Here is a 24,663-nt window from a genome sequence, read left to right on the forward strand (position 1 = left end):
TCAGGTTGAGCGGGTTCACCCTATATCCCGAAGTCCAACTGCTTGCTTTGGTTTTAACCCTGGCTTAAGCCAATGACTCACCCAAGTTGAGTTGAGTAGCTGTTATAGACAGTCCGCTCTCAGGGACGTAGAGTAACGAATTTAAGTTTCAAACAAAATAGTATAGTCCCTTTTCGGATGAACAATCCCAACTGCTCCCAGACGCGCCATGGCACGTCTCTACATTGCTCCCCCTGCTTGTACTTCAGGAGAACTGGGGATGATTAAGTCATTCGGGTTTAGACTCTGACAGAGTTTCCACTGGCTCTGATCCGGGGACAGTTTCGGGTTCTTTTAAGACTAATCGCAATAAGGGGGGAGCGATAAATGTGGTTAAAATCACCATCATAATAATCGCCGCCTCAGTTGCATTAGAAAGCGCCCCACTAGCCGAACCGACGCCAGCAAAAACCAGTCCCACTTCGCCTCGGGGAATCATCCCCACACCAATTGCCAAACGATTAATACCCGGTTGACCAAAGACCGTAAAGCCTGTGACTACCTTACCGATAATCGCCACCACGATCAGGAACAGTGCCAAAATCAATCCTTCTCGATTGCTGGGAACGGCTGGATTAAGGACACTTAAATCAGTTTTGGCACCCACCACCACAAAGAAAATTGGGGTAAGGACATCAGCCACAGGTAACACCTGTTCCTCTAATTCGCGGCGTTTATCGGTTTCCGCCAGAATTAAGCCAGCAGCAAATGCGCCTAAAATAGCTTCAAGTTGAATCGCGGCGGCAATATAAGACAGAATCGCGGCAAAAATCAGGGCGGTGAGAAGTACCTGACCCCTTGTCTTCATTTCATCCACCAAGGCGACAAAATAGGGACCCAGAAAGCGCCCCACTAAAATCGCACCCACTAAAAAGACACCCGCACTGATGATTAGATAAATAACATTCGCGATCGCGATTTCCCCGGTTTTGGCTAAACTCGCCACCACGGCTAGCACGATGATGCCTAACACGTCGTCTAAAACCGCTGCACCAATGATAATTTGACCTTCTTTGGAACTGAGACTGCCGATTTCAGCTAAAACTTTGGCGGTAATCCCAATACTGGTAGCGGTGAGCGCCGCCCCTGCAAAAATAGCTGGGACGGCTGGAACGTCGAACAAATAGGTTAACCCAGCGGTTCCGGCGGCAAAGGGGGCAATCACCCCCACAATTGCCACAACAGCCGCTTGTGGACCAACTCGGATCAGTTCTTGCAAATCCGATTCCAGTCCAATTTCAAATAGAAGAATTACCACCCCCAGTTCGGCTAAAACCGAGATCACCTCACTCTGAGTGTCAAACACCGACTCAGCCGCCATTGGACTCAAGCCCGCTGTACGTTCCAGGAAGCTAACAATCATTGAGCTAGCGGCATCTGCTCCCGCTTCGGGAAAAACAAGTAGATGCAGCGCTGAGACGCCCACAACTACCCCACCAACGAGTTCCCCCAGTACAGGTGGCAAGTTAATCCGCGCACAAAGTTCGCCACCTAATTTGCTAGCGAAGTAAATGACGACTAAACTCAGCAATACGCCAGCGAAGATTAATGAACTCTCTTCGGCTTCGCTGGTGGTGGCTTCACTGGCTGCGGCTATCAGGGAGTGGTGGGTAGATAGCCAGGGGAAGCTAAAGGGGGGAGTTAGGGAACTCACCCAGGTAGTTGCATCAGCTATAGGTTGAGAAAAAAGCATGGATTCCATTCTACAGGGAACAGGGAACGGGGAACAGGGAGCTGGGGGAGCATGTAGAGACGTGCCATGGCACGTCTGGAAGCTGGGGGAGAGAAAGTTATCTCTTGGTCCATATCAAACCACAGGGTTACAAAAACCGTAACCTCAGAAATGATAATGCTCTAGGGTGGCAAAGTGAAAGCTTAATCTATCTATATGTGGAGAATCAATACAATGATGTATCTAGGTTCATCTCGTTCTCATTTCCTCAACCAAAAACAGTTACAGGTGATGGCTGGGGTTGTGGGATTAATCATGCTGGGATTGATCAATCCCGCGATCGCACAGGAACGAATGTTGCGAACGCTCACAGTAACTGGACAAGGCGTAGAACGAATTCCCACAACTCTGACGCGAGTCCAGTTAGGGGTTGAGGTAGAGGGAAAAACCGCCCAGGCGGTGCAACAAGAAGTGGCACGTCAGTCAGCGGCGGTGGTGGAGTTGCTGCGATCGCGTAATGTTGAACAACTCCAAACCACCAGCATCCAACTCAACCCTGTCTATAGCTACGAGGACAATCAGCGACGCCTGATCGGGTATTCTGCCAGTAACACGGTCAGCTTCCGCCTTCCCACAGAACAAGCAGGAACCCTTTTGGATGATGCTGTGGCTGCTGGTGCAACCCGCATCGATTCCATTAGCTTTACCGCCCCAGAAAGTGCGATCGCCACGGCTCAAAAACAAGCGCTACGAGAAGCCACCCAAGATGCCCAACAGCAAGCCGATGCCGTGTTAAATGCCTTGAACCTCACCCGTCAAGATATCGTGAACATTCAAATTAATGGTGCCACACCACCGTCTCCACCCATGCCGCTGATGAACAGGGCGGAGTCCTTTGCCCCAAATGCTCCAACACCAATTATTGGCGGTGAGCAAGAGGTACAGGCATCCGTCACGCTGCAAATTAGCTACTAATACCAAGTTGCGTTCTATGATGTCTAGGGAGAGCGAAGCGTGAAGCTTTCGCTATAGCGAGGAACGAGCTTTAGAATCTGGATAGATGCTTCGTGTCACTCTGTTTCACTGCGTTTTGCTCAGCATGACTGATTCTACTGGCGTGGCACACCTTAGCAAGATGAATTAAAATTGGAGACCCGAAACCGTAGGGGCGCAAAGACTTGCGCCCGATTCAATGGTCTACCTTAGACGGCAACTTGGTATAACCTTTAGAACTCTGTCTCGCCGTAGCGATCAACTGTACTAGGGTCATTATCGCGTTTAGATCCTAATAAATCCATTCGATCCACCCGGATAACGGGCTTGTGGTAATTGTGACCATCCCGCGTCGTTAACGGATCAATCTTCAGCGCTCCTTGAATCCCGATCAAACTTCCCTTCCGCACGTAGTTTGCCGCCACTTCCGCTGTCTTACCCCAAATCTCTATATTGAACCAGTCCGGCTTATCACTGTTGCGGCTGCGACGATCCACCGCTAGTGTTAACTTACACAAAACACTACCCGACTCGAAATAGCGGACATCGGGATCTGCGCCCACCCGACCCACTAGATTAACCACATTGAGACTCATTGTTTTAGTACCCTTGTACTTATCGCCAACCAGTTTAGCGAATTTATGCCGTCCGCCACAATCCCTTACCCTGGTGCAAAAAGGCAGAAATAACTGAACAGCAAACCTCTCCCCCAGCTTCCAGACGTAGCATGCTACGTCTCTACATGCACGCCCAGTGGTCAAAAACTTTCTCCGGATCAGCAAATTTCTCGTCTGAATGATACTTTCAGCTTTGATTTCAAAGATTAATCACGATGACTTTCTCAACTTCACTAGACTCAGCCAAAAAAACGTAATAGAATCCACCTCGGTTACAGTTCAGATACATTGTTTGTTATACATAGAAACATTCGACCTTGGGGGCGTATAAACGAGTGGGTATTTTCAATCGCTTTTCCCTATCCCGGGACATGGGTATCGATTTAGGTACAGCTAATACTTTAGTATATGTATCTGGCAAAGGCATCGTACTCCAGGAGCCTTCTGTCGTCGCCATGGACCAAGATGAAAAAGTGCCATTAGCGGTGGGAGAGGACGCCAAAAAAATGCTGGGTAGGACGCCCGGTAACGTAATCGCCTTGCGTCCTTTACGCGATGGCGTGATTGCTGACTTCGATACCGCCGAACTCATGCTCAAGCATTTTATCCGGCGAGTTCACGAAGGGCGGACTTTAGTGCAACCTCGGATTGTCATTGGCATTCCCAGTGGTGTGACGGGGGTTGAACGACGGGCGGTTATGGAAGCCGCCTCTCAAGCGGGTGCCAGAGATGTGTACTTAATCGATGAACCCGTTGCGGCTGCCATTGGTGCGGGGCTGCCAGTGGCAGAGCCAACCGGTAATATGATTATTGATATCGGTGGTGGTACGACAGAAGTGGCGGTGCTAAGTTTACAAGGTACCGTTTTGAGCGAATCAGTACGGGTCGCTGGTGATGAACTGAGTGAATCGATCACCCAGTACATGAAAAAAGTGCATAACCTGGTGATTGGGGAACGAACGGCTGAAGAAATTAAAATTCAGATTGGTTCAGCCTACCCGACTCATGAGGATGACGATTTCTCCATGGAAGTACGCGGCTTACACATGCTATCGGGTTTACCGCGCACCGTGAGTATTAAGGGACCCGAAATTCGCGAGAGTATGTCCGAACCACTGGCTGTTATTGTTGACGCCGTTAAACGGACATTAGAGCGGACACCACCTGAACTCGCTGCTGATATTATTGATCGAGGCATCATGTTAGCTGGTGGTGGTGCCTTACTAAAAGGACTAGATACGTTGATTAGTCACGAAACGGGTATTGTGACTCATGTAGCGGCTGATCCCCTAAGCTGTGTGGTTTTAGGCACAGGTCGTGTTCTAGAGAACTTCAAACAGCTAGAACGGGTGTTTAGTGGGCGCTCTCGCCATATCTAAGGTGATAATCTCTTAGAGAGCTACCTTGGTTGGTTCACAAGCTGCATGAGAAGTCAACTGCACTACTGCAACTCTGGCGCATCAGCCGGAAGCTGAACGAATACTGGACAGGTTATGTATATATTGCGTCGTTGGTGGGACAAACATGGAGTCGCTGTTGTGCTGGGGGGACTAACTCTAAGCCTTGCTTGGTTCGTTCGCCACACTCAGGGGGCAGCTCTCTTTGAGGCTTATCAGTTATTGACCCGTCCTTTACAATCAGAACCAACCCAAGAGGAGCGTTTGACCAATGCCAAAGTTTTGGAACTACAACAGCGTCTGATTGAACTCGAGAGCCAAAACCAAAAACTCAAAGAGCTACTGAATTATTCTAAAACCCAAGACAAGCAAGGAATTCTTGCTCCCATGATCGGGCGTAGTGCAGGTCACTGGTGGCAACATGTAACTTTAGGTCGAGGGAGTCGAGATGGGATTAAGGTGCATTCAATTGTTATGGCACCTGGCGGTTTAGTGGGTCAGATTGTTAATGTGACCCCGAATACAAGTCGCGTACTACTAATCAGCGACGCTACTAGCCGAGTCGGGGCGGTGATTAGCCGTAGCCGTAGCATGGGTTTTATTCGAGGACAAGGTTCAAATCGGGCTGTGCTTCAGTTTTTTGACAAAGTACCTGATGTACGTCGGGGTGATGCAGTTTCCACATCACCCGTGAGCAAACTGTTTCCGGCTGGATTACCGTTAGGACGGGTGGAGTCAGTCAACCTGGATAAAAGTCCAGCCCCCGAAGCTGTCATTGAGTTGACAGCGCCTCTAGAGGCATTAGAGTGGGTAATTGTTTATCCCCAATCAAAGACAGTTGATACCGAATAGAGTAAGTAGGTGGACACAATTAAAGTTAACGGTTGAGACTAGGGAACAGGGAACAGTAAGGGTTTTAGGGTGATTTACTTGCACTTAATACAGTACCGTTTACTTTTGTCCGACTACTTACAAGGGGATAACCTAAGATCCCGATCTCTCACAGGTAAAATCGATTTTCGGGATTTTCGTCAATTTTCGAGTAAGTTTTTATACTTAGGAATTTATCCCGATTAATTTTCCAATCAACAATCAACAAAAACCTAGATGTAATACTTGGGCGGTGAAATGGAGGTCAAAAAAAGGCAAAACTCATTGAGGATAGCACAGAAGAAACCCTGGAACAACATTTTCAACCTTTCCCAGTTTTCCCCCCAAGTTCGTCAACTGATCAATTGGACGGTAACGGCAGGTTCTGTGCTTTTATGTGTAATGGTTTTACCCACTCGGTTACCGGGCATGGAATTACTGGGAATTGCCCCGAATTGGTTGTTAATTTGGGTAGTTGCTTGGAGTATCAAACGCACCGCTTTTCAGGGGGCAATGGCAGGATTAGTACTGGGTTTGATTCAAGATGGGATGACTGCCCCTGAACCCACTCATGTTTTAAGTTTAGTGTTGGTGGGCATTTTAACGGCTCGAATGCAGAAGCAGCGATATATTCAGGAAGATTTTATTTCCGTGGCGCTAATTGTATTTGGGATGGCGGTTGTCGCGGAGACGGTGACAGCAATTCAGTACAGTTTTATGGGCGATCGCACTCTAGCAGAAATTTGGACGGATCACCAGCGCATTGCTCTATCCTCAGCGATTCTCAGTAGTTTGTGGGCACCTGTGGTGTATTATCCCTTAAGTCGTTGGTGGGAACAGATGCATTTGCTGGAACAGTCTTAAAATAGGGGCTGCTGAATAAGTCTTGTGGTGGGGAGAGGCAACAGGGAACAGACAACAGTTTCAACTGCCTGTTGGAACTTCAGGTTAAGGTTCAGGGAAGGGCAGATTGACCTATCTTTCTTAAGATTTGAAGCACCGTTGCTAGATCGCCATCATTTAAAATATTGAAATGGTTGGATAGCCCATAGACAGCAGTCGGTTGCGACTGTAGCTTGAGGAAGCTGAAACTGTCTCCACTACAAAGTAAGCCGTAGGTAGGCTGCGTTTGTTCTGGATTAGCCAGCATATAGGCTAATGCCTGCGGAATACCTAAAGATAAGGAAAACGTGGTACGCTTTGCTTCTAAAGGCAATCATGGTACATTTTTGGTTGAGTTACGCTATCACTAACCCAACCTACTTAGCTGACTTAGTGTTCACGCTTCATCTTTCCCAAAAGATAATCAGCCGCCGCTAGCAGATCAGAGCAAGTGTGAGTGGGTTGGAATTGCTGGAGATAACTATAGGAACGAATCCCACAGGTTAGCGCCACGGTGGGAATGGACACGGCTTGGGCGGCGAGGAGATCCGCTTCCGTGTCACCAATCATCCATGCTGATTGCGGCTGAAGAGAAAAACAGACGTGTTCAGTCAAGGCTTGTGCTAAAAGTTGTTGCTTGAGTTCAATATTATTCCGATAGGCGGCTTGATCGTCGTAAGTTCCATAAATACCGCTAAACAGACGAGTCAACCCGTAATTTCTCAAAATTTGTGTCGCTTGTTCCTGACAGCGTAACGTCACCAAGACTAGCCGGATACCTTGAGAATGGAGTCTGGCTAATGCCCAGCGCACTCCCGGTTGCAGCTTATCCAGATGTAACAGTAAGGGTTGATTGACAATTTCTAAGACTCGTGATAAGAAAAACTCAAATTGTTCCCCTTGTACACCTGATCGCAGGGCAATGTCTTCATCCGCCACCCGATCCTGTTTCATCTCCCAGAATTGTTGGGCTTCAAGCTGTTGAATCGGTAACGTGATTCCTTGGTCTTGATAAGCCGATCGCGTATCAGCCAGTGCTAGCTTGTAGGTGGTGTAATAGCGCTTAGAGACATCGACAATCGGTCCATCGAAGTCGCAGAAAACCGTCAGTGGCGCTACAGAGGGACTATTTCTGTGGGAGCGATCGCACGGCGGTGATTGCCAGTCGTAGGCAGCCACACCACTCATAAAATATTACTCAATTCAGCTTTTGAAAGAAACAGTTTTTTACATTTTAGCAGTTTCGATAGAAATTTTAATCGTTCGTCGAGGAATATTCCCCAGCATCCTTATCCGCATCCTAAGATCAGGGAAAGATCCTTCGTGACATGGCTGTAGCGAGATATGAGCTACTGTATCAATCCCCGGTGTCCTGAACCCAGTGATCCAGGTAACCTCAATAATCGAATTTGTCGCAATTGTGGCTCATTGTTGCTAATCCAAGGGCGCTATCAAGTGATGCGTCTCCTCAGTGATACCAGTGGCTTTGGTATGGTGTATGAAGCCTACCAAGGGGCTAATCCGAAAATCTTAAAAGTTCTCAAACCTAAGCACAATAACAATCCTAAAGTCATCGAATTATTTCAACAAGAAGCCACCGTATTAAGTCAACTTCATCATCCGGGTATTCCTCACGTTGAATCCGATGGATATTTTCAGGTTATTCCCCCAGGTGGGGAACCGCTGCATTGCATGATCATGGAAAAAATTGAGGGGCTAAATTTAAAGCAGTGGATGCGACAACAGGGGAATCATCCCATTTCCGAATCCTTGGCATTGAATTGGCTAAAACAACTGGTTGAAATTTTACATCTGGTTCATGGAAAAAATTATTTTCATCGAGACATTAAACCGGAAAATATTATGCTGCGTTCCACCGGACAATTGGTGTTGATTGATTTTGGCACAGCGAGAGAATTGACCTATACCTACTTAGCGGAAGTGGGTGGTGCGGGGAATGTTACTAAAATTAGTTCGGCAGGGTATACACCACCGGAACAAGAAAAAGGTCATGCGGTTCCCCAGTCGGATTTTTATGCCTTGGGTCGAACATTGGTCTATTTGTTAACCGCAAAATCGGTAACTGATCCGAGTATGTATGACCCATTAACTGATCGCTGTAATTGGCGCAAACAGGTTCCGAATATCTCCAAACCATTAGCTGACCTCATTGACAAGTTAATGTCACCAACAGCAGCAACTCGGCATAAGACGACTCAGGAAATTATGGATGAATTGGCTAATATTTCATCGTCGTCTCTTACCTCTGGGATATCTTCGTTTGTGCCATTACCGAGTCATACAACGATACAAGCAGCAACCCAGCAGCAAGAAGAAACGGGGAGAACCTCTCAACGTCAACGTTTCATCTCGCCAAACAAATGGATTTGGTTGGGAACTTTAGCCTTAGTCATTGGTGTGGGTGTTTATCAAGTCAGGAAAATAGAACCTCAGCTTCCGGCAGACATTGCGACCTATCAATCCATCGAACTGGCTCAAACTATTAATGCTAATGCTAGTTATATTAATTACCTGATAATTAGTCCAGATGGAGAGATATTAGTGAGTGGACATGCAGATAAAACCATCCGATTTTGGCAGTTGGACTCAGGTCAAGAAATTCGCCAACTTACAGGATATACCAAGCCTGTTAATTATTTTGCGATTAATTCAGACTGGGATAAACTGGTTACCGGAAGTGGCGATAGGATAATTCAGGTTTGGAATCTGGTTACTCAGGAAAAAATCAAAACGCTATCAGGACATTCTAGCTTTGTTAATTATTTAGTCATTAGTCCAGATGGGCAGACGTTAGTCAGTGGGAGTGCCGATAAAACGATTAAACTTTGGGATTTAGCTACGGGGAAAGAAACTCACACACTAACCGGACATTTGAGTTCAGTCAACACCTTGGCAATTAGTCCGGATGGGAAAACCTTAGTCAGTGGAGGTGCGGATAAGACGATTAAACGTTGGGATTTAACCACAGGAAAAGAAATGGGTACGCTTTCGGGACATTCAAGTTCAGTCAACGCTCTAGAAATTAGTCCGGATGGGAAAACCTTAGTCAGTGGAAGTGCAGATAAGACGATTAAACTTTGGGATTTAGCCACAGGGAAAGAAATTCACACCCTGACAGGACATTCTAGTTTTGTGAATGCGTTAGCCATTAGTCCAGATGGTCAGGTTTTAGCCAGTGGAAGTGCAGATAAGACGATTAAACTTTGGCATCTTGCCACAGGACAATTAATTCGCACGCTAAAGGGTCATTTAAGTTCAGTGAATTCTATCGCGATTAGCCCAGATGGAGAAACATTAGTTAGTGGAAGTGCCGATAAAACCATTAAACTCTGGCGCGTACCGAAATTGGAATAGTGTTCCAGACACTATAAATCTAATTTTGAATATCCATCGAATATAAGTAGCCAAACGATAACAACAATCCAATGAATTACAACGGGAGACCAGATTGAGCGAGAGTGCCAGTAGGAAATCGTCAAGGTGATTCCTAAAATTAGTGTTGACAACAGAAAACCGGGATTCGTGAAAACTCCAAATGCTTTTTGGTAAACTAAAGCGGCAAATAGAGGATGACCGATGACATAAAGAACTATGCTGAGAAAAGCCATAGTCAATTGGATCTTGACTGGATTATTAGGGGTTGGGCTGGGCAGGAGGAGGACGCGAAATAGCAGCTCTTCGGCAAAACAGGGGAAAAAGAAGCGACTCACTAAAATTTTGACAATACCTAGAAAAGATAAAGGCAAAATTCTAATCTCTAAAAGCCCCGAATAAAATCCTATGGGTAAACAGGTTAAAGCAATAACCAATAACAGAAAAACCGTCATTAGCCAACTTTCCAGAGTCGGTACAGTGAGTAAAGCCGAGATGACTTTGTGGTAAATTCTGTCCCTAAAATTCATCTCGGCTTCTCCCGTACTTATACCAAGTTGCGTTCTATCATGTCATTCTGAGCGAAGCGAAGAATCTGGACAGATGCTTCGCGTCATTCCGTTACTCAGATCAATATTGCCACCAATCGTGCCATCTGATTCAGAGAAGGAACTGAGGTTACTTGTGCTAATACCGCCTTGATTTGTGCTGAGATTGATATCGCCACCGTTACCCCCGGCTGAGGTGGAGTTGTACGCCCCACTGGTGGTGTCAATCGAGCCGAGACCATTATTGATTGTGGCAGTAATGCTAAGACGAATGGCACGCTTTGGAAGACTGGTGGGTAATGATTGCACGACAAGGTTCTAAACACTGAACAGCTTAAGCGTTTGATCAAAATTTACATAATTTAATATTAAGATAACTTTATAGGATCGCAGGGATTAGTTCAAGCTTGTCAGTAGTGAGACTTGCATTAAAGGTGACGGTTGAGATTCGGAAATAGGGAACAGTAACCATTTGACACTTGTTAATATTTCTTAGTAATGCTGATTCAGCCAGCCTAGTTATAGTAGTATTTTCACAATCTCCAACCAATGACGCACCATATCTTAGTTGTGGAAGATGAGGCAAAACTCGCCAAGTTTATCGAACTGGAACTGCAATATGAAGGATATCAAGTCAGCGTAGCGCCGGATGGGTTCGCGGGTTTAGTCAAAGCGCGGGAATCGCAGCCGGATTTGCTGATTCTCGACTGGATGCTACCGGGAGTATCGGGACTGGAAATTTGTCGCCGTCTGCGGAGTACGGGGGATAAGGTGCCAATACTATTATTAACCGCTAAGGATGAAGTGAGCGATCGCGTGGCGGGATTGGATGCGGGTGCGGATGACTATGTGGTGAAACCGTTTAGTGTGGAGGAGTTGTTAGCCAGAGTCAGGGCGCATCTGCGACGGAATCAGGAGGAAGACCCAGATACTCTACAATTTGCTGACTTAAGCTTAAACCATTCCACCCGTGAAGTCTATCGGGGCGATCGCTTAATTGAACTCACGGCGAAGGAGTTTGATTTACTCGATTATCTGATCTCTCATCCTCGCCAGGTTCTCACCCGTGACCAAATCCTGGAACGAGTCTGGGGGTATGATTTTATGGGGGATTCTAATATTATCGAGGTCTACGTGCGCTATTTGCGCCTGAAACTGGAAGCCAATGGCGAGAAGCGCTTGGTGCAAACGGTTCGGGGGGTTGGTTATGTGTTACGCGAATAATCTCAAAAGCTAAACCGCCGATGAATCCTCGGATTCAGCTTTTCATCAACTGGTTTCCCTTCTTTCAGGTGTTGTTCCACAATCCGGCGGACATCGCTGGGTTGAACCCGATAATACCAGGTTTCTTCGGGTACAACGCGCACCGTCGGACCACAACTACATTGTCCTTGGCAATCTGTGCCTTTTATCTTAAAGTCTGTATCCTCAGCCGTTTCCTCAAACGCCGCCAAGACATCGGCTGAACCTTCAGCTTGACAGGAACGATGTTGACAAACTAAAACTTGCTTGGGTGTATTATTTTGGGAGTCGGTTGCCACGGATGATTAAATTGAGTTTTACCTGTTCTTTTTTATTTTATAGCAGTCGCCAGGATCATTAGGACATCAGATGAATGCCGCTTATTGCGTCAATGCACGTTTAGTGTCCTAACCGTTGTGGCGGTTGCTATACAAGTATAGCCGGGAAATAAATTTCCGGCTGAAAGCTCAAGTAAGCTAAAGCTTACTGGGATGGGTAGCTGTAATCAAACTGTATCCCGATTTTTTTTAGAAGCAGTAAGCTACCTTGTCCTGTAGAATTGCCTGATCAAAAACCAATAAATGATAGTTAATGTTTACCATGACCATTACCATCTCGCGGTGGATTAGCCGTTGGTTGTTGATCGAGCCACTTTGCCAAACTCTGGGATAGTTGTGCCAATGATTCAACTAATTGCGGAGAAATATCGACTGGTAAATTCCCTGAACGAACATGAAGATCCCGTTGCGGGAAGGGAATTTCCACATCTCGATGGCGGAGAATGACTTCAATCCGAAAATAAAGGTCACTCTTAATTTGGAACTGCTTGCGAGGTTCACTAATCCAAACCAACAAATCAAAATCGAGAGAACTATCACCAAATCCCTTAAAAAAGACTCTGGGTATCGGTTGAGGTAGAACATCACTATGTTCTTTTGCCGCATCAATCAAAGCACATCTCACCGTCTTTAGGTTTGACCCATACGCCACGCCCACAGGTATCTTTAATCGGGATACTGCACTGTGATGCGACCAGTTAAGCACCTCCGATTCCAAAAATCTGGAATTGGGAATAATAATCGAAACATCATCTAATGTTTTGATTTCGGTACTGCGAACACTAATATATTCCACCGTTCCCATCAATCCGCCCACATCGACGAAATCGCCAACTTGAATAGGACGTTCAAAGATTAAAACTAAGCCGCTAATAAACTCTTTCGCAATTCCCTGCAATCCTAAGCCAATACCCACCCCCAACACACCCGCAAATACGGTGAGGGAACTAATATCTAAACCCCATAACTGTAATAAGACAAGGCTGCTGATAAAAATAAAGGCATAATTGAAAATAATCGCAATGGTTTCCTGTGCTGCACGACTCAAACCCGTGAACCGTAAAATCCGCGATCGCAACCCTTGTTTGATCACTTTTGCCAGGATAATCAGCCCGACAAATAAGCTGATCAGGATTAATAGATTCAACACCGAATAGGAGTTATCTCCTAAAGGAATCATGTCTGAGGTTAAGCTGGCAATTATCGTATCGGTAACGATGCGACTTAATTCTCGAGTTTGGCGAAACTGGGTGGTGATATAAATCAGTGCATACACCCAGATAGCACACCGGATGAGTGTCAGGAGAAATTGTCCGGCGAATTTGGGACTGTTCGCCTGTTTCGTTCCCTCTAGGGAGGCTGACTCCGCCGCCTCTTTATCCAACTGAGGTTTCAGCCAATCAGACCAAAGCTTACCAAGTAGCCAACTCAATGCGATCGCCAGTAATATGCAACCCATTGAGAGCAGGGTAGCTTGAATCAAATAGATTGGTGTACGCTCATATTGTGCCTTTTGAATAACCGTTTGCAGTTTTTTTCGCCAAAATTCAGCCTGTTCTTGAGGACTTCTTCCTTCTGGTGTATCGTCTGACGTTACAGAAACCAAATGCTTCCCATCAATCTCAATTACGGGTATTTTCTCTTTAGAAGTGAGTTCGACGCTTATCGGAGTTTCCGCCGTTTCCACCAGTTCTTGGAGAACTTGATTCACATACTCAGCTCGTTCTTGGGCGCTGTATTGTTCAGATGGAGTCACTTCAAAAATCTTGCGCCCATCCAGCATAATCGGTGCTGTAGAATTAGTTTGACTTGAATTAGTTTGATTGAAATTGTTTTGAGCTAAACTAGGCAAAACGGCGAGTAAACAACCAACCATAAATGCCACAACTAGCGTCCGGACAATCCGCACCCGGACAAAAGAAACGAACTTCATATTAATATTAACCTTTCATCGATAGAGTGCTTTGAGTTTCTTCCCTAGGATGGTGGTGATACTGCTGCGGCTTGCTGTTCCGCCAGTCGTTTGGGTTGCAGGTAGAGATTTTCTAACAAGACAGACGCCCCGGCTATCCAAGGGGGAACAATTAACGCCCCAATAATTCCCAACACCTGTGCGCCACCGACCACCGCCAACAATTGATACAAGGGATGAACTCTTACCGAAGAACCGACTAAAAGGGGATCAAGCAAGTACGTTTCCACATTTTGAATAATCGCAAACAGGAGAAATACCCATAAAAAAGTCCACCCTCCTTGGGCAATTGCCACAATCAACGCCGGAATCGCCCCCAACACGGGACCAAAAAAAGGAATCAGATTGGTTCCTCCAGCAATCACACCTAAACCTAAAGCAAATTCAGTAATCCCCAAAACTTTTAAACCAATGGTAATTGCAACTCCTAAAATCCCGGAAACTAACACTCGTCCCTGGATATAATTACCCATGCGCCGACTCACTGGCTTAACCTGCGCCGCCAAGCGCTCATCCCAGGGTTTGGGGAATAAACTCACAATCCCTTTAATTAAGCGTTCCGCACCGGATAGCATATAGCCCGATAGAAATAACGCTAGAATCACACTGAGAACACCACCCAGAAACCCCCGCGTTACCCCATAAGATCGGACAACGAGTTGTTGACTGGAACGAATTGCCCAATTGGTGAGGGTTTGGGTATCAAAAATTTGACTAATGACGGGTTCGCTAATACCCAGGCGCACTGCCAAACGGTCGATTAAGGTTTCTAACACTTCTAGATAGGAGGGGAGTCGGCGAAACAGGCGCTGGATTTGCTGTGCCACGGTTGGTCCAATTAACACCCCAACTCCAACTAAAATGGTCAGTAAACCTAAATAGACCAGGAGAACAGCTAACCAGCGAGGAATTCCCAACTGTTGGGCGCTATTGATAATCGGGGCTAAGGTGGCGGCAAGAACTACCGCAATCATCAGGATCACCAACAGACTACTGAGTTGCCACAGCAGCAGCAGCAGCAAAACGGTAGCAGTAATGAGCAGGATATTTTGAATGGAAATCGCAATCCGCCGTTCAGACATGGCAACGGTTCAGCTTAAAAGACTGTTGACAAACACTAAATATAATAATGTTAAAGCTGATTCACCGTGGCTACATCCTCCAATAATAATAAAACCTGGGCTGTTCATTTCCCCAACTTTTGACGCAAACGACTCACCAAAATATCCACTTCCGGTAACTTCAACCGAGCAACCAAAACCGCAAAAATCCCCAACGCCACCGACATTGCCAAACTCAGTTGTAAGACTTGCAGCAGTAAATTCCCACTCCCCACAACCTCTTGCCAACCCCAACTCACCCCCCAACTGCCCAATCCCGCCACAACACTACTCCCCGCCAAACCCACCAGCGCTATCCCCCATTCCCCTAACGGTAAACCATGCAGCCGCCGATTTAACACCCACAACAGCCAACTCATGGAAATAATATTCACACCAATCGTGGCAAAGACTAAACCCGGTGTGGCAAAGGCATTCACCAACAGATAATCTAGCAGGGCATTAATAAAGATATTGGCAATACTAATCCGAAATGGTGTCTCCCCATCCCCCAAGGCATAAAATACCCGCACCAAAACATCTCGTGCTAAATAAAAGAACATCCCCAACCCATACGCCATCAATACCGGGGCGACAATCTGAGAAGCCTCTGCACCAAAAGCATAGCGTTCATAAATCACCCGCACAATTGGCACCGATAGAGAGATAAAAATCGCCGTCAGGGGTAACATCGTCAACGCCGTCAACAATAATCCCTGACGAATCCGCACTTTCAACTCCGCCCAATTCTCTGGCGCCGCTAACCGGGAAAACACAGGCAGCATCGGCACCAATATCATATTAGAAATAATTCCTAGAGGCGTCAGCACAATAAAATTGGAATAGCGCATCGCCGCCGCCGCATTGGGAATAAACGAGGCGAAAAACAGATCCGTATACACATTGATATGTAACATCCCAGAGGATAGCGTCGCGGGTGCCATTACCCGCATCACCTCCCTCACCCCTGGAAGCCGCCAATTAAACCGCAACCGTAACCGCCCCATCCCCGATCGCCACTGGGCAATCAGTTGCATCACCCATTGCCAAATCGCCCCGGCTAGAGTACCCACAGCTAATACAATACTACCCAAGCGGATATACTCCGGGGTATTCACTTGTCCGCTAGAATAGACTGTCAATATCCCCAACCCCGCAATCACCGCCAAGCTAGAAAATAATGGGCTAACACTGGGTAACCAATATTGATCCGAAGCATTCAGCGTCCCAAAACCAATCCCAATCAACCCCGCCAGAACCGCCAACGGTGCCATAATTTGCAACTGTTGCACCGCCAGCGATCGCGCGGGTTCCTCTAATCCGGGGGCGAGGATATCGATAAACGTGGGCGCAAATAGAATTAAGATAATCGTCACCAGCAACAATATCCCACTCACCAGAGTGGTAACCGTTTCCACCAGGGGGGCGGCTTCCGATTTATCCCGTTTTGCCAACACACTCACCAAGGCGCTATGAAACGGACCATTAATCCCACCCAGTAAGATCAGCAGAAAGCCCGGAATCACGTAGGCGTAGGCATAAGCATTCACCACCGGACCCACACCAAACGCCGCCGCGATCGCTTGTTCACGGACTAAGCCAAAAATTTTACTAATCAGGGTGGCAATTGCCACAATCGAGGCAATTCCGGCGAGGGAACGAGACGGTTTAGGCTTGTCAGACACGAAAGGTTACTATTTTTGGTGACTTATCCTATTTAATCCTGAATCGGGTCACACGCTTCAGGTAAATCTCACTAATTATCCACCAAAGCCTGAAACTAGAGTGTAACTCCAGTCATAGCAGTTAGTCGTGGGGAAGAGGTAATCAGTCAGGAGTTCCCTTTAGTCACTGTAGGGGCGGGTTTAGGAATTTAATTTTGAATCCTATTGATAATGTTTGTGGCAAAACCCGCCCTTTCTGAAGGTTTAATGTATATTTTACGTTGATAGTTTCGGTGTTGCGATGATAGGCTAAAGCCCTTACTACAAGCGACGCGATCGCACGTTCCTCTATTTACCCTGAGGTTGGCGAAACTGATAGATATCCTGGATTACCCGTACCCAACCCGATACCAAAGACTCTAGGATGCGATCGCCTTTTTCTTTGGTGGCGGGTGTGGGATCACCCAATGTCCCACTCTGACTCAATTCTCGCGTTAACCAAGCAAAGGGTAACTTTCCCTCCATACTTAATAAACTATCTTCCGGTAACCCTTGAGGGTATTCAGCCACCGCCCGTTCCATTTTCACCTGTTCCGGTAATAGGGATAACATCAAACTGGTTTCCGCATCTCCCGCATGAATTCCCAACTCCAACTCCTTAGCTGAAATTAACTCCTTCGCCACATTGGGAACCCGCCAGGTAAACAGAGGAAACACCAGGAAATCACCATACTTTTGATGAATATCCCGCGCCGCAATTTCCATGATCTGAGGTTGTCCTCCGTGAGAATTCATCAACACTAACTTCCGAAATCCCGCCCGATAAATACTATCCGCCACCTCCATTAACACCGCCAGCAACGTTTGGGCGCTGAGGGTAATCGTACCGGGAAAATGCCAATGTTCATTCGATTTCCCATAAAATAAATTCGGCAACGCATAAGCGGGGATATCCGGTTCCAGTTGGGCGAGGGCTTTACCCAGAACCCCCACACCAATCGCCGAATCTACAACTAAGGGCAAATGATGACCATGTTGTTCAATCGCGCCAACGGGTTGAATAATCACCACATTTTCCTTATCGAGCATAGTTTGGATGTCTGCCCAAGTGAGATAAGGAAAGAAGCGTTCTGGGGGAATAAAACTGTGCATTTTAGTGTTTGGCTTATAAATTAGTCCAATTAAACTATAAGGCAGATGGCAGAAGAAAAGGAATAAGGTTGTAAGAAAGAAGGAAATGCTTCCCGTTTCAACGAAAATAATATAATCCCAATCCATAGATATATTTATGTGTAGGGGCGGGTTTAGGGACTAAATTCACCTATTCACCGATAACCTCTCAACAAAACCCGCCCTTATACAGGTAGAAGTAGCCAATGTTTTAATGGGGAGGATTGTAGGGGCGCACAGACGTGCGCCCGATTTAATCGTAAAATCTATGCCACAATTTTAGCTGTGTCAGTCCAGGAGTAGATGTTCGATTATTGAAATTGATAAAAAACTCTATTCTCGCTCCTCCCATCCTCGCATCTTACCCGGATTCATCAACCCGTAAGGATCAACCAGTTCCTTAAACTGCACCTGTTCCACATCAATTGTTTTACGTCCCCCATCTTCCAGAATATAAGTATGGGGATTGGCAATAAACGCCCCCTGTTCTTCGTGATAGCGAATAATTTCATTTAACCGTTCCTCCGTGGTATAGCGAACCAGTTGCAATCCGGCTGGAATCGCTTGACCATTCACCCGCAAAAACTCTAAATGCATCATCACTTCATCACCGAAATGATCATACAATTGCTTCACCCGTTCCAACGTAAAAAAGAAGGTTTGCAAATACGTCAGCGTCGGGTCGAGACTCCGAGCATGTAATGTCGTATGATTCCAGGTAAACTCAGCTAAACTTGTGCCTTTACTCCCATCTTGGGCAGATTTTTGATAAGTAATTTCCCCGTCATACTCCCGCACTAATTCCTGAAACGCTTCTAAACAAGACTCCGCTATCGTTAATAAAGCACAGTGTTTCCCATGGGGTAGGTATGACTTCAATCCACTAAAATAGGTTGGGATAGGATGAGCATGAATACTAATCAACTTTTTCACCAACCCATCCGCATCACTTAAAGCCTGACCAAACTGAGCAGCCGTGATAAAGTTATCGAAAATAACAATAACCTCTACCCAGGCATAAGCCGGGGCGAGAGGAACCTCTAACTCCGTAATAATCCCATTCGTGCCATAGGCGTGATTCACCTTCTGCACATCATCTCCCCGTAACTCAATCACACGGGGGTCTTCCTCCAGTGTAACCACACGCACCGCCAAAAGATTGCCGCGATCGCGCAATTGCCCATAATTAATTGACCCAATTCCCCCACTTCCACCCCCAATAAAGCCACCAATCGTGGCGCTGCGGTACGTTGAAGGCACCATCCGCCATTCCCAGCCGATTTTCCGCGCCTGTTTATCAAACGCCGCTAACTTCACCCCCGATTCCACACAAGCTAAACCCCGTTTAATCCAACGAATCCCATTCATCCGGGTGGTATCCAAAATTACTCCACCGTGCAGGGGAATACATTGCCCATAATTTCCGGTTCCCGCACCTCGAATCGTCAGGGGAACTTTGTGCTTGACACAGATTCGCGCCACCTGTAAAACTTCTGCTTCAGTCTGAGGGCGTACCACCAGATTCCCTCGCTTATCCTCTAACAGGGGTTGCAGAACCGGACTGAAATGGTAATAGTCTAAAGATAACTTAGCCACCTGAGTCGGTTCAGTAATCGTTTCTATCCCCGCGAATTCCGAGGCTAAGGTATTCCAGTCAAAGGATTGGGCAGGAGTTGAGGTCATTGCTGGTTAAGGATGGGAACAATAACAACGATTGATGAACTGCCGCGTTTGGCTTCACGTTAACTTTCTATCTTACTGCATATCCAAACTGGTAATAGTTCTAACTCTGTGGGGAAGCTCAACAGGGAGGAGTTGCGCGAATCTAGAACTAGAAGCGATTGATACGCTTTTTGACCAATTCATTTTCATAGCACTAACCCAAGTGCTAGAAACACCTTAATTAGCAACGAAACAGGAGAACTCACTATGAAAACCTTTAACAAACTGACTCTCGGCGTTCTAACATCCACCTTTTTTATGGGCGCTTTGATGGGCATTAGTTCAGAAGCCCGCGCTCAAACCTCACCGAATGCCTATTCCGAACCTGACAGTGATATTGTCATGGTTTACGACTCAGACTATATTAGAGCGCTGAATCGAGCCAAAAACCTAGCTCGCATGGCAGCCGAAGAAGCCAACGGCGGTTTAGACGATTATCGGGCGGCATCCTACATGCATGGACCCGCCGTAGAAGTTCCATTTGTCGATAATGGGCAAAGTTGGACATTCGCCTTTTATGGAACTGAACCCGCCTCAGACGTTCCTGCCTATAAAAGCATCGTCACCGTCAGTAAAGATGGCGAAATGGTAAGAATGGAATACAACGAAGCCATCTGAACAACTTAAGTGAGGAGGGCGGGTTTTGTTGTTCCGTTATCGGTGAATAAGCTGTTCGGCATTTAAACCATAATGTCAAGAATTGCGAAATCCTTGTAGTGCGTTAAGCGAAGCCATGCCGCAGGCTTTGCATCTTGCTCGCTACCCATTCCCAATTTAAATGCGTGACAGCTTAGCTGAATTTAGTCCCTAAACCCGCCCCTACAATTGTTCCTAAACCCGCCCCTACAATTGTCCCTAAACCCGCCCCTACAAATGCGTAACTTTTGTTACATTATGTCCTTCTGCCTTCTTACACTAGTGCAAGAAGGCAGAAATAACTGAACAGCTAATATCTCCCCCAGCTTCCCCAGCTTCCCCAGCTTCCCCAGCTCCCCCAGCTCCTCCACACCTACAAAGCTGCTCACATATTTCCACCGCGCTGCACTAAGACTTCCGATAAGCGCGAATCATCGCCTGAGTACCCTGTTCCCCTCCTTTACCACTATCAAACTCTTGAACCATCTTAAATAAACGGTCAGCAAGTTCCACTCCTGGCAATTCCTGAGGTGATGAATTTAAGGTCTCCTGCACCAGTCTTAAATCCTTAAGGATATGCTTAATCATAAAACCTGGTTGGAAATCCGACGCCGCAATTTTCGGTCCCAAATTCGACAGCGCCCAAGAACCAGCCGCCCCCGTACTGCAAACCTCTACAATTAAGTTCGGGTCAATATCCTGCTGCTGTGCCAACTGCATCGCCTCACACAACGCCACCGCATGAACCGCCCCCAAAACCTGGTTACACAGTTTGACCGCTTGACCACTCCCCATCGGTCCACACAGGCGAATAGTTTTGCCTAAAACCTCTAACAACGGTTTGCTGTCCTCAAAATCTTTAGCCTCTCCGCCAACCATAATTGTCAGCGTGCCATTTTTTGCCCCAATATCACCCCCAGAAATGGGTGCATCCAAAAAGCGCAAGTTATGCTGTTGCAATTGCGTCCCTATCTCACGCGCCGCCTCTGGACCAATCGTACTGGTATCAATCACCAGCGTACCTGGACGCGCTGATTCGGCAACCCCTCCCGTTCCCAGCAGAACCTCTTTGACATCAGGAACATCACTGACACAGGAAAAGACAATATCAGCCGATGCGACAGCCTCACGAATCGAAGGCACCACCGTTACCCCCGCCTGAGCCGCCATCTCTACACCTGGACGATTAGGGGTTCGATTCCACGCCTTAACCGCGTAACCCTCTCGTGCCAAATTTGCCGCCATAGGTCCGCCCATGACGCCGAGTCCGATAAAGGCAATCTGTTGATTCATATCTCTTGACTCCATTGTCTGTGTTTCTGATAAGTTGCTAGAGGTGTCATGCCTTTGTCATACTAGAATCTCTTGGTAGAAAATCGGGGAGTCTCAGTCTCACGCCAATCATCGAGTTGGTTTGCCAGAAAAGCGACAGTAAATAAGCAGTACCGGATAAACCGACGGAATAGAAAATACCTTATAAAAATAACCAGAATACTTTAGAAATACTATGGTAAATCCCAGCGAGATTCAAGAGTCCACTCGTCCCCAGCAGCAACTCGCGCATCAGCAGGTTGGGAAAATGGCGTTCGCCCTATCCATTGGCATTGGGCTGATTTATCTGGCATTTCTCAAACCGGGGATTTGGGGCTTTGATGGCAATGACATGCTGGATGTTTCCCAGTCATTAGTTACCGAATTTGATTTTAGCGTGCCGCCCGGTTCCGGAGCCTTGGGTCGCGATGGGCAATATTACTCAATTCGATATCCCTTATTACCGATTATTGCCACACCCTTTGTTGCCGTGGGACTGGTGTTGGGTCACTGGTTCAATATACCGACGAACTATTCATCGGCGGTTTGTGCCTTAGTGGTATCTGTCTTATTAACGGCTTTAACCACATCGCTGGTGGCTTTGTTGGCATTGCGCTTGGGAAGCAGTCGCACAGGGGCGTATTTAGCCGCCTTATGTTTTGCCTTGGGTACGACAGCCTTGGTCTATTCGCGAGAGTTCTTTGCGGAACCCCTCCTCTCTTTTATAACCGCGTCCAGCCTCTATCTCGCCCTGGGAAAAACCAGTCGTGAACATGCGGGTGCGAGTATTCTTTCCGGCTTAGCCTTGACCGCGAAACCTGCGGGTATTGTGATTGGACCGGTGTTGTCCGCCTATCTCCTGCTCAAGCGGTATCCTCTGCGGAATGCTCTAGGTCCCCTACTGGGTACAATTATGGGGTTCATGCTGTTTATGGCGTATAACTACCTGCGGTTTGGTGGTTTACTATCCAGTGGACAAAATGCCTCGAAATTTACCCTGGATGGAATGCTAGAACGATTCATCGGTTTGATCTTGAGTCCAGGGGCAGGGGGGGGGTTAATCTGGTACTGTCCGCCAACGATTCTGGCAATTATTGGGTTCCGCAACGCGCTCAAATCTAAACCCCTAGAAGCCTTAGCCATTGGGGGTATATTCGGTGGGTATTGGCTACTCCATTCCTTGTGGGAATTTGGCGGCTGGAGTTGGGGACCTCGATTTTTAGTTCCCGCACTTCCAGGATTGATGGCGCTAGTCGCACTGATTGGGAAAAGGTGGTGGAAGTGGTTAATTGGTTTGACGGTACTGGGGTTCCTTGCCAATGCCCCTACTTTGGTATCGTATTTTCAACGCTACTATGCTGAAGCCCTTGATGGAGGATATATTAACCGAGCCAGAGCCTTATGGGATTCACCCAGCTATGCTCCTCTATTTAATGCTTGGGGTGCCGCCTATCGCCAGGTTAGCAGTGCCTTAAGTACAAACGTTCGAGATGTCCTAGGGCAAGTTGGAGAACCACCGCCCGGTGACCAAATGACCAGCGCTCAATTGTTACATATTGTGGCGGTATGGTGGTGGGTATTGCCTGCTGTTGGTATCCCGATTTGGGTGGGTGGACTTTTCGCCGTCCTGTTGATTGGAGCAGGCGTTTGGGTACTGCGTTGGGGCTGGCTACACGCTAGAGCCAAAGCCTAAACGGAATAGGTGAAACAAGGCAGAAGGCAGAGGTCAGAGGGCAGAATGTTTCCAGGAAAATACCAAATATACTTCGCACGGTCAAATTTGTCATTCTGAGTCCTGAGCGAAGGGAAGGAACTTTCTTAACTAGGTACTTAGTTGTCAGAAAGAAGCGGTATTTTAATCTTATGATTCAACTGTTTTGGCGATACGTGCAATGAAATTAATCATCCAAATCCCTTGTTACAACGAAGAAGCAACCCTGGGACTAACGCTGTCCGAACTTCCCCGTCAAGTGCCTGGAGTCGATACGGTAGAGTGGCTGATTATCAATGATGGCAGTCTCGACCGGACAGTTGAAGTTGCCAAAGCCTGTGGCGTTGACCACATTGTTAGCTTTGATCACAATCAGGGTTTAGCCAAGGGGTTTATGGCAGGGATAGAAGCCTGTTTAAAGGCGGGAGCCGATATTATCGTAAATACGGATGCCGATAATCAATACTGTGCCGCAGACATCCCCAAACTAATTGAACCTATTTTACAAGGTCAGGCAGAAATTGTCATAGGTGCTAGACCCATCCAGCAAATTAAGCACTTTTCTCCCGCCAAAAAGTTTTTGCAAAAATTAGGAAGCTGGGTAGTCCGAATTGCGAGTAAAACCAATATCCCTGACGCTCCTAGTGGCTTCCGCGCCATCAGTCGGAATGCGGCGCTGCAACTGAATGTCTTTAGCCAATATACGTATACCCTAGAAATGATTATTCAGGCGGGACAGAAAAATATAGCCATTGCTTCGGTGCCAATTAGAACCAATGATTTCCTGCGCCCGTCCCGTTTAGTCAAGAGCATTCGCGCTTATATCCAGCGCTCCATTCTTACGATTATCCGCATTTTCATGACCTATCAACCTCTCCAGTTCTTCATTGTTCTGGGGACGGTTCCTTTCGGTTTAGGGTTGATTTTGTGCGTGCGTTGGTTGGTGGTATTTGATCCGGATAGAAGTCGTGCGCCTAGCTTAATTGTAGCCGCCATTTTAATTCTGATTGGCTTTCAACTGTGGATGTTTGGATTAATTGCGGACTTGATGGCGGTGAACCGTAAGCTGTTAGAGGATATTCAACTGCGGCGGCGATGTGCTGATATTGAAGAATACAGGAAAAATAATAAATTATGAATCATCAACAAAGGCAGAGAAAAAGGCTCTTACTCAGATATTACAGCATTGAGCATAAATCCCAAGTTACCGTGAGGTGGGCAAGAGAAATCAACGAGAATAAAAGCGTTTCCAAGTTGCTCAGTCTTGCCCACCCGACATAAAATCGCCGTATTGAGGCAGTTGCAAGATATAAGTTTGAGGAAACCGAGCAGATGACGCAAGACGTAGCTTAATTATTGAAAAGCGAGTATAACAAACAAATGACA

General features: G+C 46.8%; 23 protein-coding genes. 10 read left to right on the top strand and 13 right to left on the bottom strand.

Going from position 1 to position 24,663, the window contains the following annotated elements:
• Positions 1-268 precede the first annotated feature (268 nt).
• Positions 269-1,732, bottom strand: coding sequence for a cation:proton antiporter (locus RID53_RS32390; RefSeq protein WP_446392006.1), 1,464 nt, complete (start codon positions 1,730-1,732; stop codon positions 269-271).
• On the opposite strand from RID53_RS32390, the gene RID53_RS32395 reads away from it, so the two are divergent.
• Together RID53_RS32395 and RID53_RS32400 are read left to right on the top strand one after the other, a co-directional pair.
• Positions 1,731-1,874: a hypothetical protein gene (locus RID53_RS32395; RefSeq protein ID WP_446392007.1), complete on the top strand. Its 144-nt coding sequence runs from the start codon at positions 1,731-1,733 to the stop codon at positions 1,872-1,874. The two genes, RID53_RS32390 and RID53_RS32395, sit on opposite strands and share 2 nt — an antisense overlap.
• Before the next feature lie 128 nt (positions 1,875-2,002).
• Entirely contained in the window at positions 2,003-2,686 is a 684-nt protein-coding gene (locus tag RID53_RS32400; RefSeq protein ID WP_446392042.1) for an SIMPL domain-containing protein, read from the top strand.
• A gap of 251 nt (positions 2,687-2,937) precedes the next feature.
• Here the strand turns inward: RID53_RS32400 and RID53_RS32405 are convergent, their stop codons facing one another.
• Positions 2,938-3,300 carry a single-stranded DNA-binding protein gene (locus RID53_RS32405; protein ID WP_446392008.1) on the bottom strand — a complete coding sequence of 121 codons (363 nt, stop codon included), beginning with the start codon at positions 3,298-3,300 and terminating at the stop codon, positions 2,938-2,940.
• Positions 3,301-3,692: 392 nt separating this feature from the next.
• Here RID53_RS32405 and RID53_RS32410 point away from each other — a divergent pair, with 392 nt between their 5' ends.
• From RID53_RS32410 to mreD, 3 genes are all read left to right on the top strand, one after another.
• Positions 3,693-4,700 carry a rod shape-determining protein gene (locus RID53_RS32410; RefSeq protein WP_446392043.1) on the top strand — a complete coding sequence of 336 codons (1,008 nt, stop codon included), beginning with the start codon at positions 3,693-3,695 and terminating at the stop codon, positions 4,698-4,700.
• Between the two features lie 114 nt (positions 4,701-4,814).
• Positions 4,815-5,570: a rod shape-determining protein MreC gene (gene mreC / locus RID53_RS32415; RefSeq protein ID WP_446392009.1), complete on the top strand. Its 756-nt coding sequence runs from the start codon at positions 4,815-4,817 to the stop codon at positions 5,568-5,570.
• Between the two features lie 276 nt (positions 5,571-5,846).
• Positions 5,847-6,452: a rod shape-determining protein MreD gene (gene mreD / locus RID53_RS32420; protein WP_446392010.1), complete on the top strand. Its 606-nt coding sequence runs from the start codon at positions 5,847-5,849 to the stop codon at positions 6,450-6,452.
• 91 nt (positions 6,453-6,543) lie between these two features.
• Here the strand turns inward: mreD and RID53_RS32425 are convergent, their stop codons facing one another.
• Positions 6,544-6,804: a hypothetical protein gene (locus RID53_RS32425; protein WP_446392011.1), complete on the bottom strand. Its 261-nt coding sequence runs from the start codon at positions 6,802-6,804 to the stop codon at positions 6,544-6,546.
• A 56-nt stretch (positions 6,805-6,860) separates the two neighbouring features.
• On the bottom strand, positions 6,861-7,658 hold the full coding sequence (locus tag RID53_RS32430; protein WP_446392012.1) for an HAD family hydrolase: 798 nt from the start codon (positions 7,656-7,658) through the stop codon (positions 6,861-6,863).
• 156 nt (positions 7,659-7,814) lie between these two features.
• Here RID53_RS32430 and RID53_RS32435 point away from each other — a divergent pair, with 156 nt between their 5' ends.
• A complete protein-coding gene (locus RID53_RS32435; RefSeq protein ID WP_446392013.1) occupies positions 7,815-9,845 on the top strand; it encodes a protein kinase domain-containing protein in 2,031 nt (676 codons plus the stop codon).
• An 11-nt stretch (positions 9,846-9,856) separates the two neighbouring features.
• On the opposite strand, the gene RID53_RS32440 is transcribed toward RID53_RS32435, so the two are convergent.
• Both RID53_RS32440 and RID53_RS32445 read right to left on the bottom strand, forming a co-directional pair.
• Positions 9,857-10,393: a CPBP family glutamic-type intramembrane protease gene (locus tag RID53_RS32440; protein WP_446392014.1), complete on the bottom strand. Its 537-nt coding sequence runs from the start codon at positions 10,391-10,393 to the stop codon at positions 9,857-9,859.
• A 42-nt stretch (positions 10,394-10,435) separates the two neighbouring features.
• Positions 10,436-10,720: a hypothetical protein gene (locus RID53_RS32445; RefSeq protein WP_446392015.1), complete on the bottom strand. Its 285-nt coding sequence runs from the start codon at positions 10,718-10,720 to the stop codon at positions 10,436-10,438.
• Between the two features lie 240 nt (positions 10,721-10,960).
• Here RID53_RS32445 and RID53_RS32450 point away from each other — a divergent pair, with 240 nt between their 5' ends.
• Entirely contained in the window at positions 10,961-11,635 is a 675-nt protein-coding gene (locus RID53_RS32450) for a response regulator transcription factor (RefSeq protein ID WP_446392016.1), read from the top strand.
• A gap of 2 nt (positions 11,636-11,637) precedes the next feature.
• Here RID53_RS32450 and RID53_RS32455 read toward each other — a convergent pair whose 3' ends face one another.
• The 6 genes from RID53_RS32455 to RID53_RS32480 form a co-directional block, all read right to left on the bottom strand.
• Positions 11,638-11,952 carry a (2Fe-2S) ferredoxin domain-containing protein gene (locus RID53_RS32455; protein ID WP_446392017.1) on the bottom strand — a complete coding sequence of 105 codons (315 nt, stop codon included), beginning with the start codon at positions 11,950-11,952 and terminating at the stop codon, positions 11,638-11,640.
• 289 nt (positions 11,953-12,241) lie between these two features.
• Positions 12,242-13,924 carry a mechanosensitive ion channel family protein gene (locus tag RID53_RS32460; RefSeq protein WP_446392018.1) on the bottom strand — a complete coding sequence of 561 codons (1,683 nt, stop codon included), beginning with the start codon at positions 13,922-13,924 and terminating at the stop codon, positions 12,242-12,244.
• A gap of 44 nt (positions 13,925-13,968) precedes the next feature.
• The gene (locus RID53_RS32465; protein WP_446392019.1) at positions 13,969-15,045 is read right to left on the bottom strand and encodes an AI-2E family transporter; all 1,077 of its coding nucleotides are present in this window, start codon (positions 15,043-15,045) and stop codon (positions 13,969-13,971) included.
• 104 nt (positions 15,046-15,149) lie between these two features.
• Entirely contained in the window at positions 15,150-16,748 is a 1,599-nt protein-coding gene (gene murJ, locus RID53_RS32470; RefSeq protein WP_446392020.1) for a murein biosynthesis integral membrane protein MurJ, read from the bottom strand.
• 327 nt (positions 16,749-17,075) lie between these two features.
• Positions 17,076-17,879 (bottom strand): creatininase family protein, encoded by an 804-nt coding sequence (locus RID53_RS32475; RefSeq protein WP_446392044.1) that lies wholly within the window; start codon positions 17,877-17,879, stop codon positions 17,076-17,078.
• A gap of 351 nt (positions 17,880-18,230) precedes the next feature.
• Positions 18,231-19,580, bottom strand: coding sequence for an FAD-binding oxidoreductase (locus RID53_RS32480; protein ID WP_446392021.1), 1,350 nt, complete (start codon positions 19,578-19,580; stop codon positions 18,231-18,233).
• Positions 19,581-19,826: 246 nt separating this feature from the next.
• Here RID53_RS32480 and RID53_RS32485 point away from each other — a divergent pair, with 246 nt between their 5' ends.
• Positions 19,827-20,237 (top strand): hypothetical protein, encoded by a 411-nt coding sequence (locus RID53_RS32485; RefSeq protein WP_446392022.1) that lies wholly within the window; start codon positions 19,827-19,829, stop codon positions 20,235-20,237.
• A gap of 426 nt (positions 20,238-20,663) precedes the next feature.
• Here the strand turns inward: RID53_RS32485 and RID53_RS32490 are convergent, their stop codons facing one another.
• Positions 20,664-21,548 (bottom strand): NAD(P)-dependent oxidoreductase, encoded by an 885-nt coding sequence (locus RID53_RS32490; protein ID WP_446392023.1) that lies wholly within the window; start codon positions 21,546-21,548, stop codon positions 20,664-20,666.
• A 214-nt stretch (positions 21,549-21,762) separates the two neighbouring features.
• Here RID53_RS32490 and RID53_RS32495 point away from each other — a divergent pair, with 214 nt between their 5' ends.
• Positions 21,763-23,259 carry a hypothetical protein gene (locus tag RID53_RS32495; RefSeq protein ID WP_446392024.1) on the top strand — a complete coding sequence of 499 codons (1,497 nt, stop codon included), beginning with the start codon at positions 21,763-21,765 and terminating at the stop codon, positions 23,257-23,259.
• A gap of 199 nt (positions 23,260-23,458) precedes the next feature.
• Positions 23,459-24,415 (top strand): glycosyltransferase family 2 protein, encoded by a 957-nt coding sequence (locus RID53_RS32500; RefSeq protein ID WP_446392025.1) that lies wholly within the window; start codon positions 23,459-23,461, stop codon positions 24,413-24,415.
• Positions 24,416-24,663: the final 248 nt, after the last annotated feature.

It is taken from the genome of Coleofasciculus sp. B1-GNL1-01 (genome assembly GCF_040220235.1).
Classification (GTDB): Bacteria; Cyanobacteriota; Cyanobacteriia; order Cyanobacteriales; family Coleofasciculaceae; genus Coleofasciculus.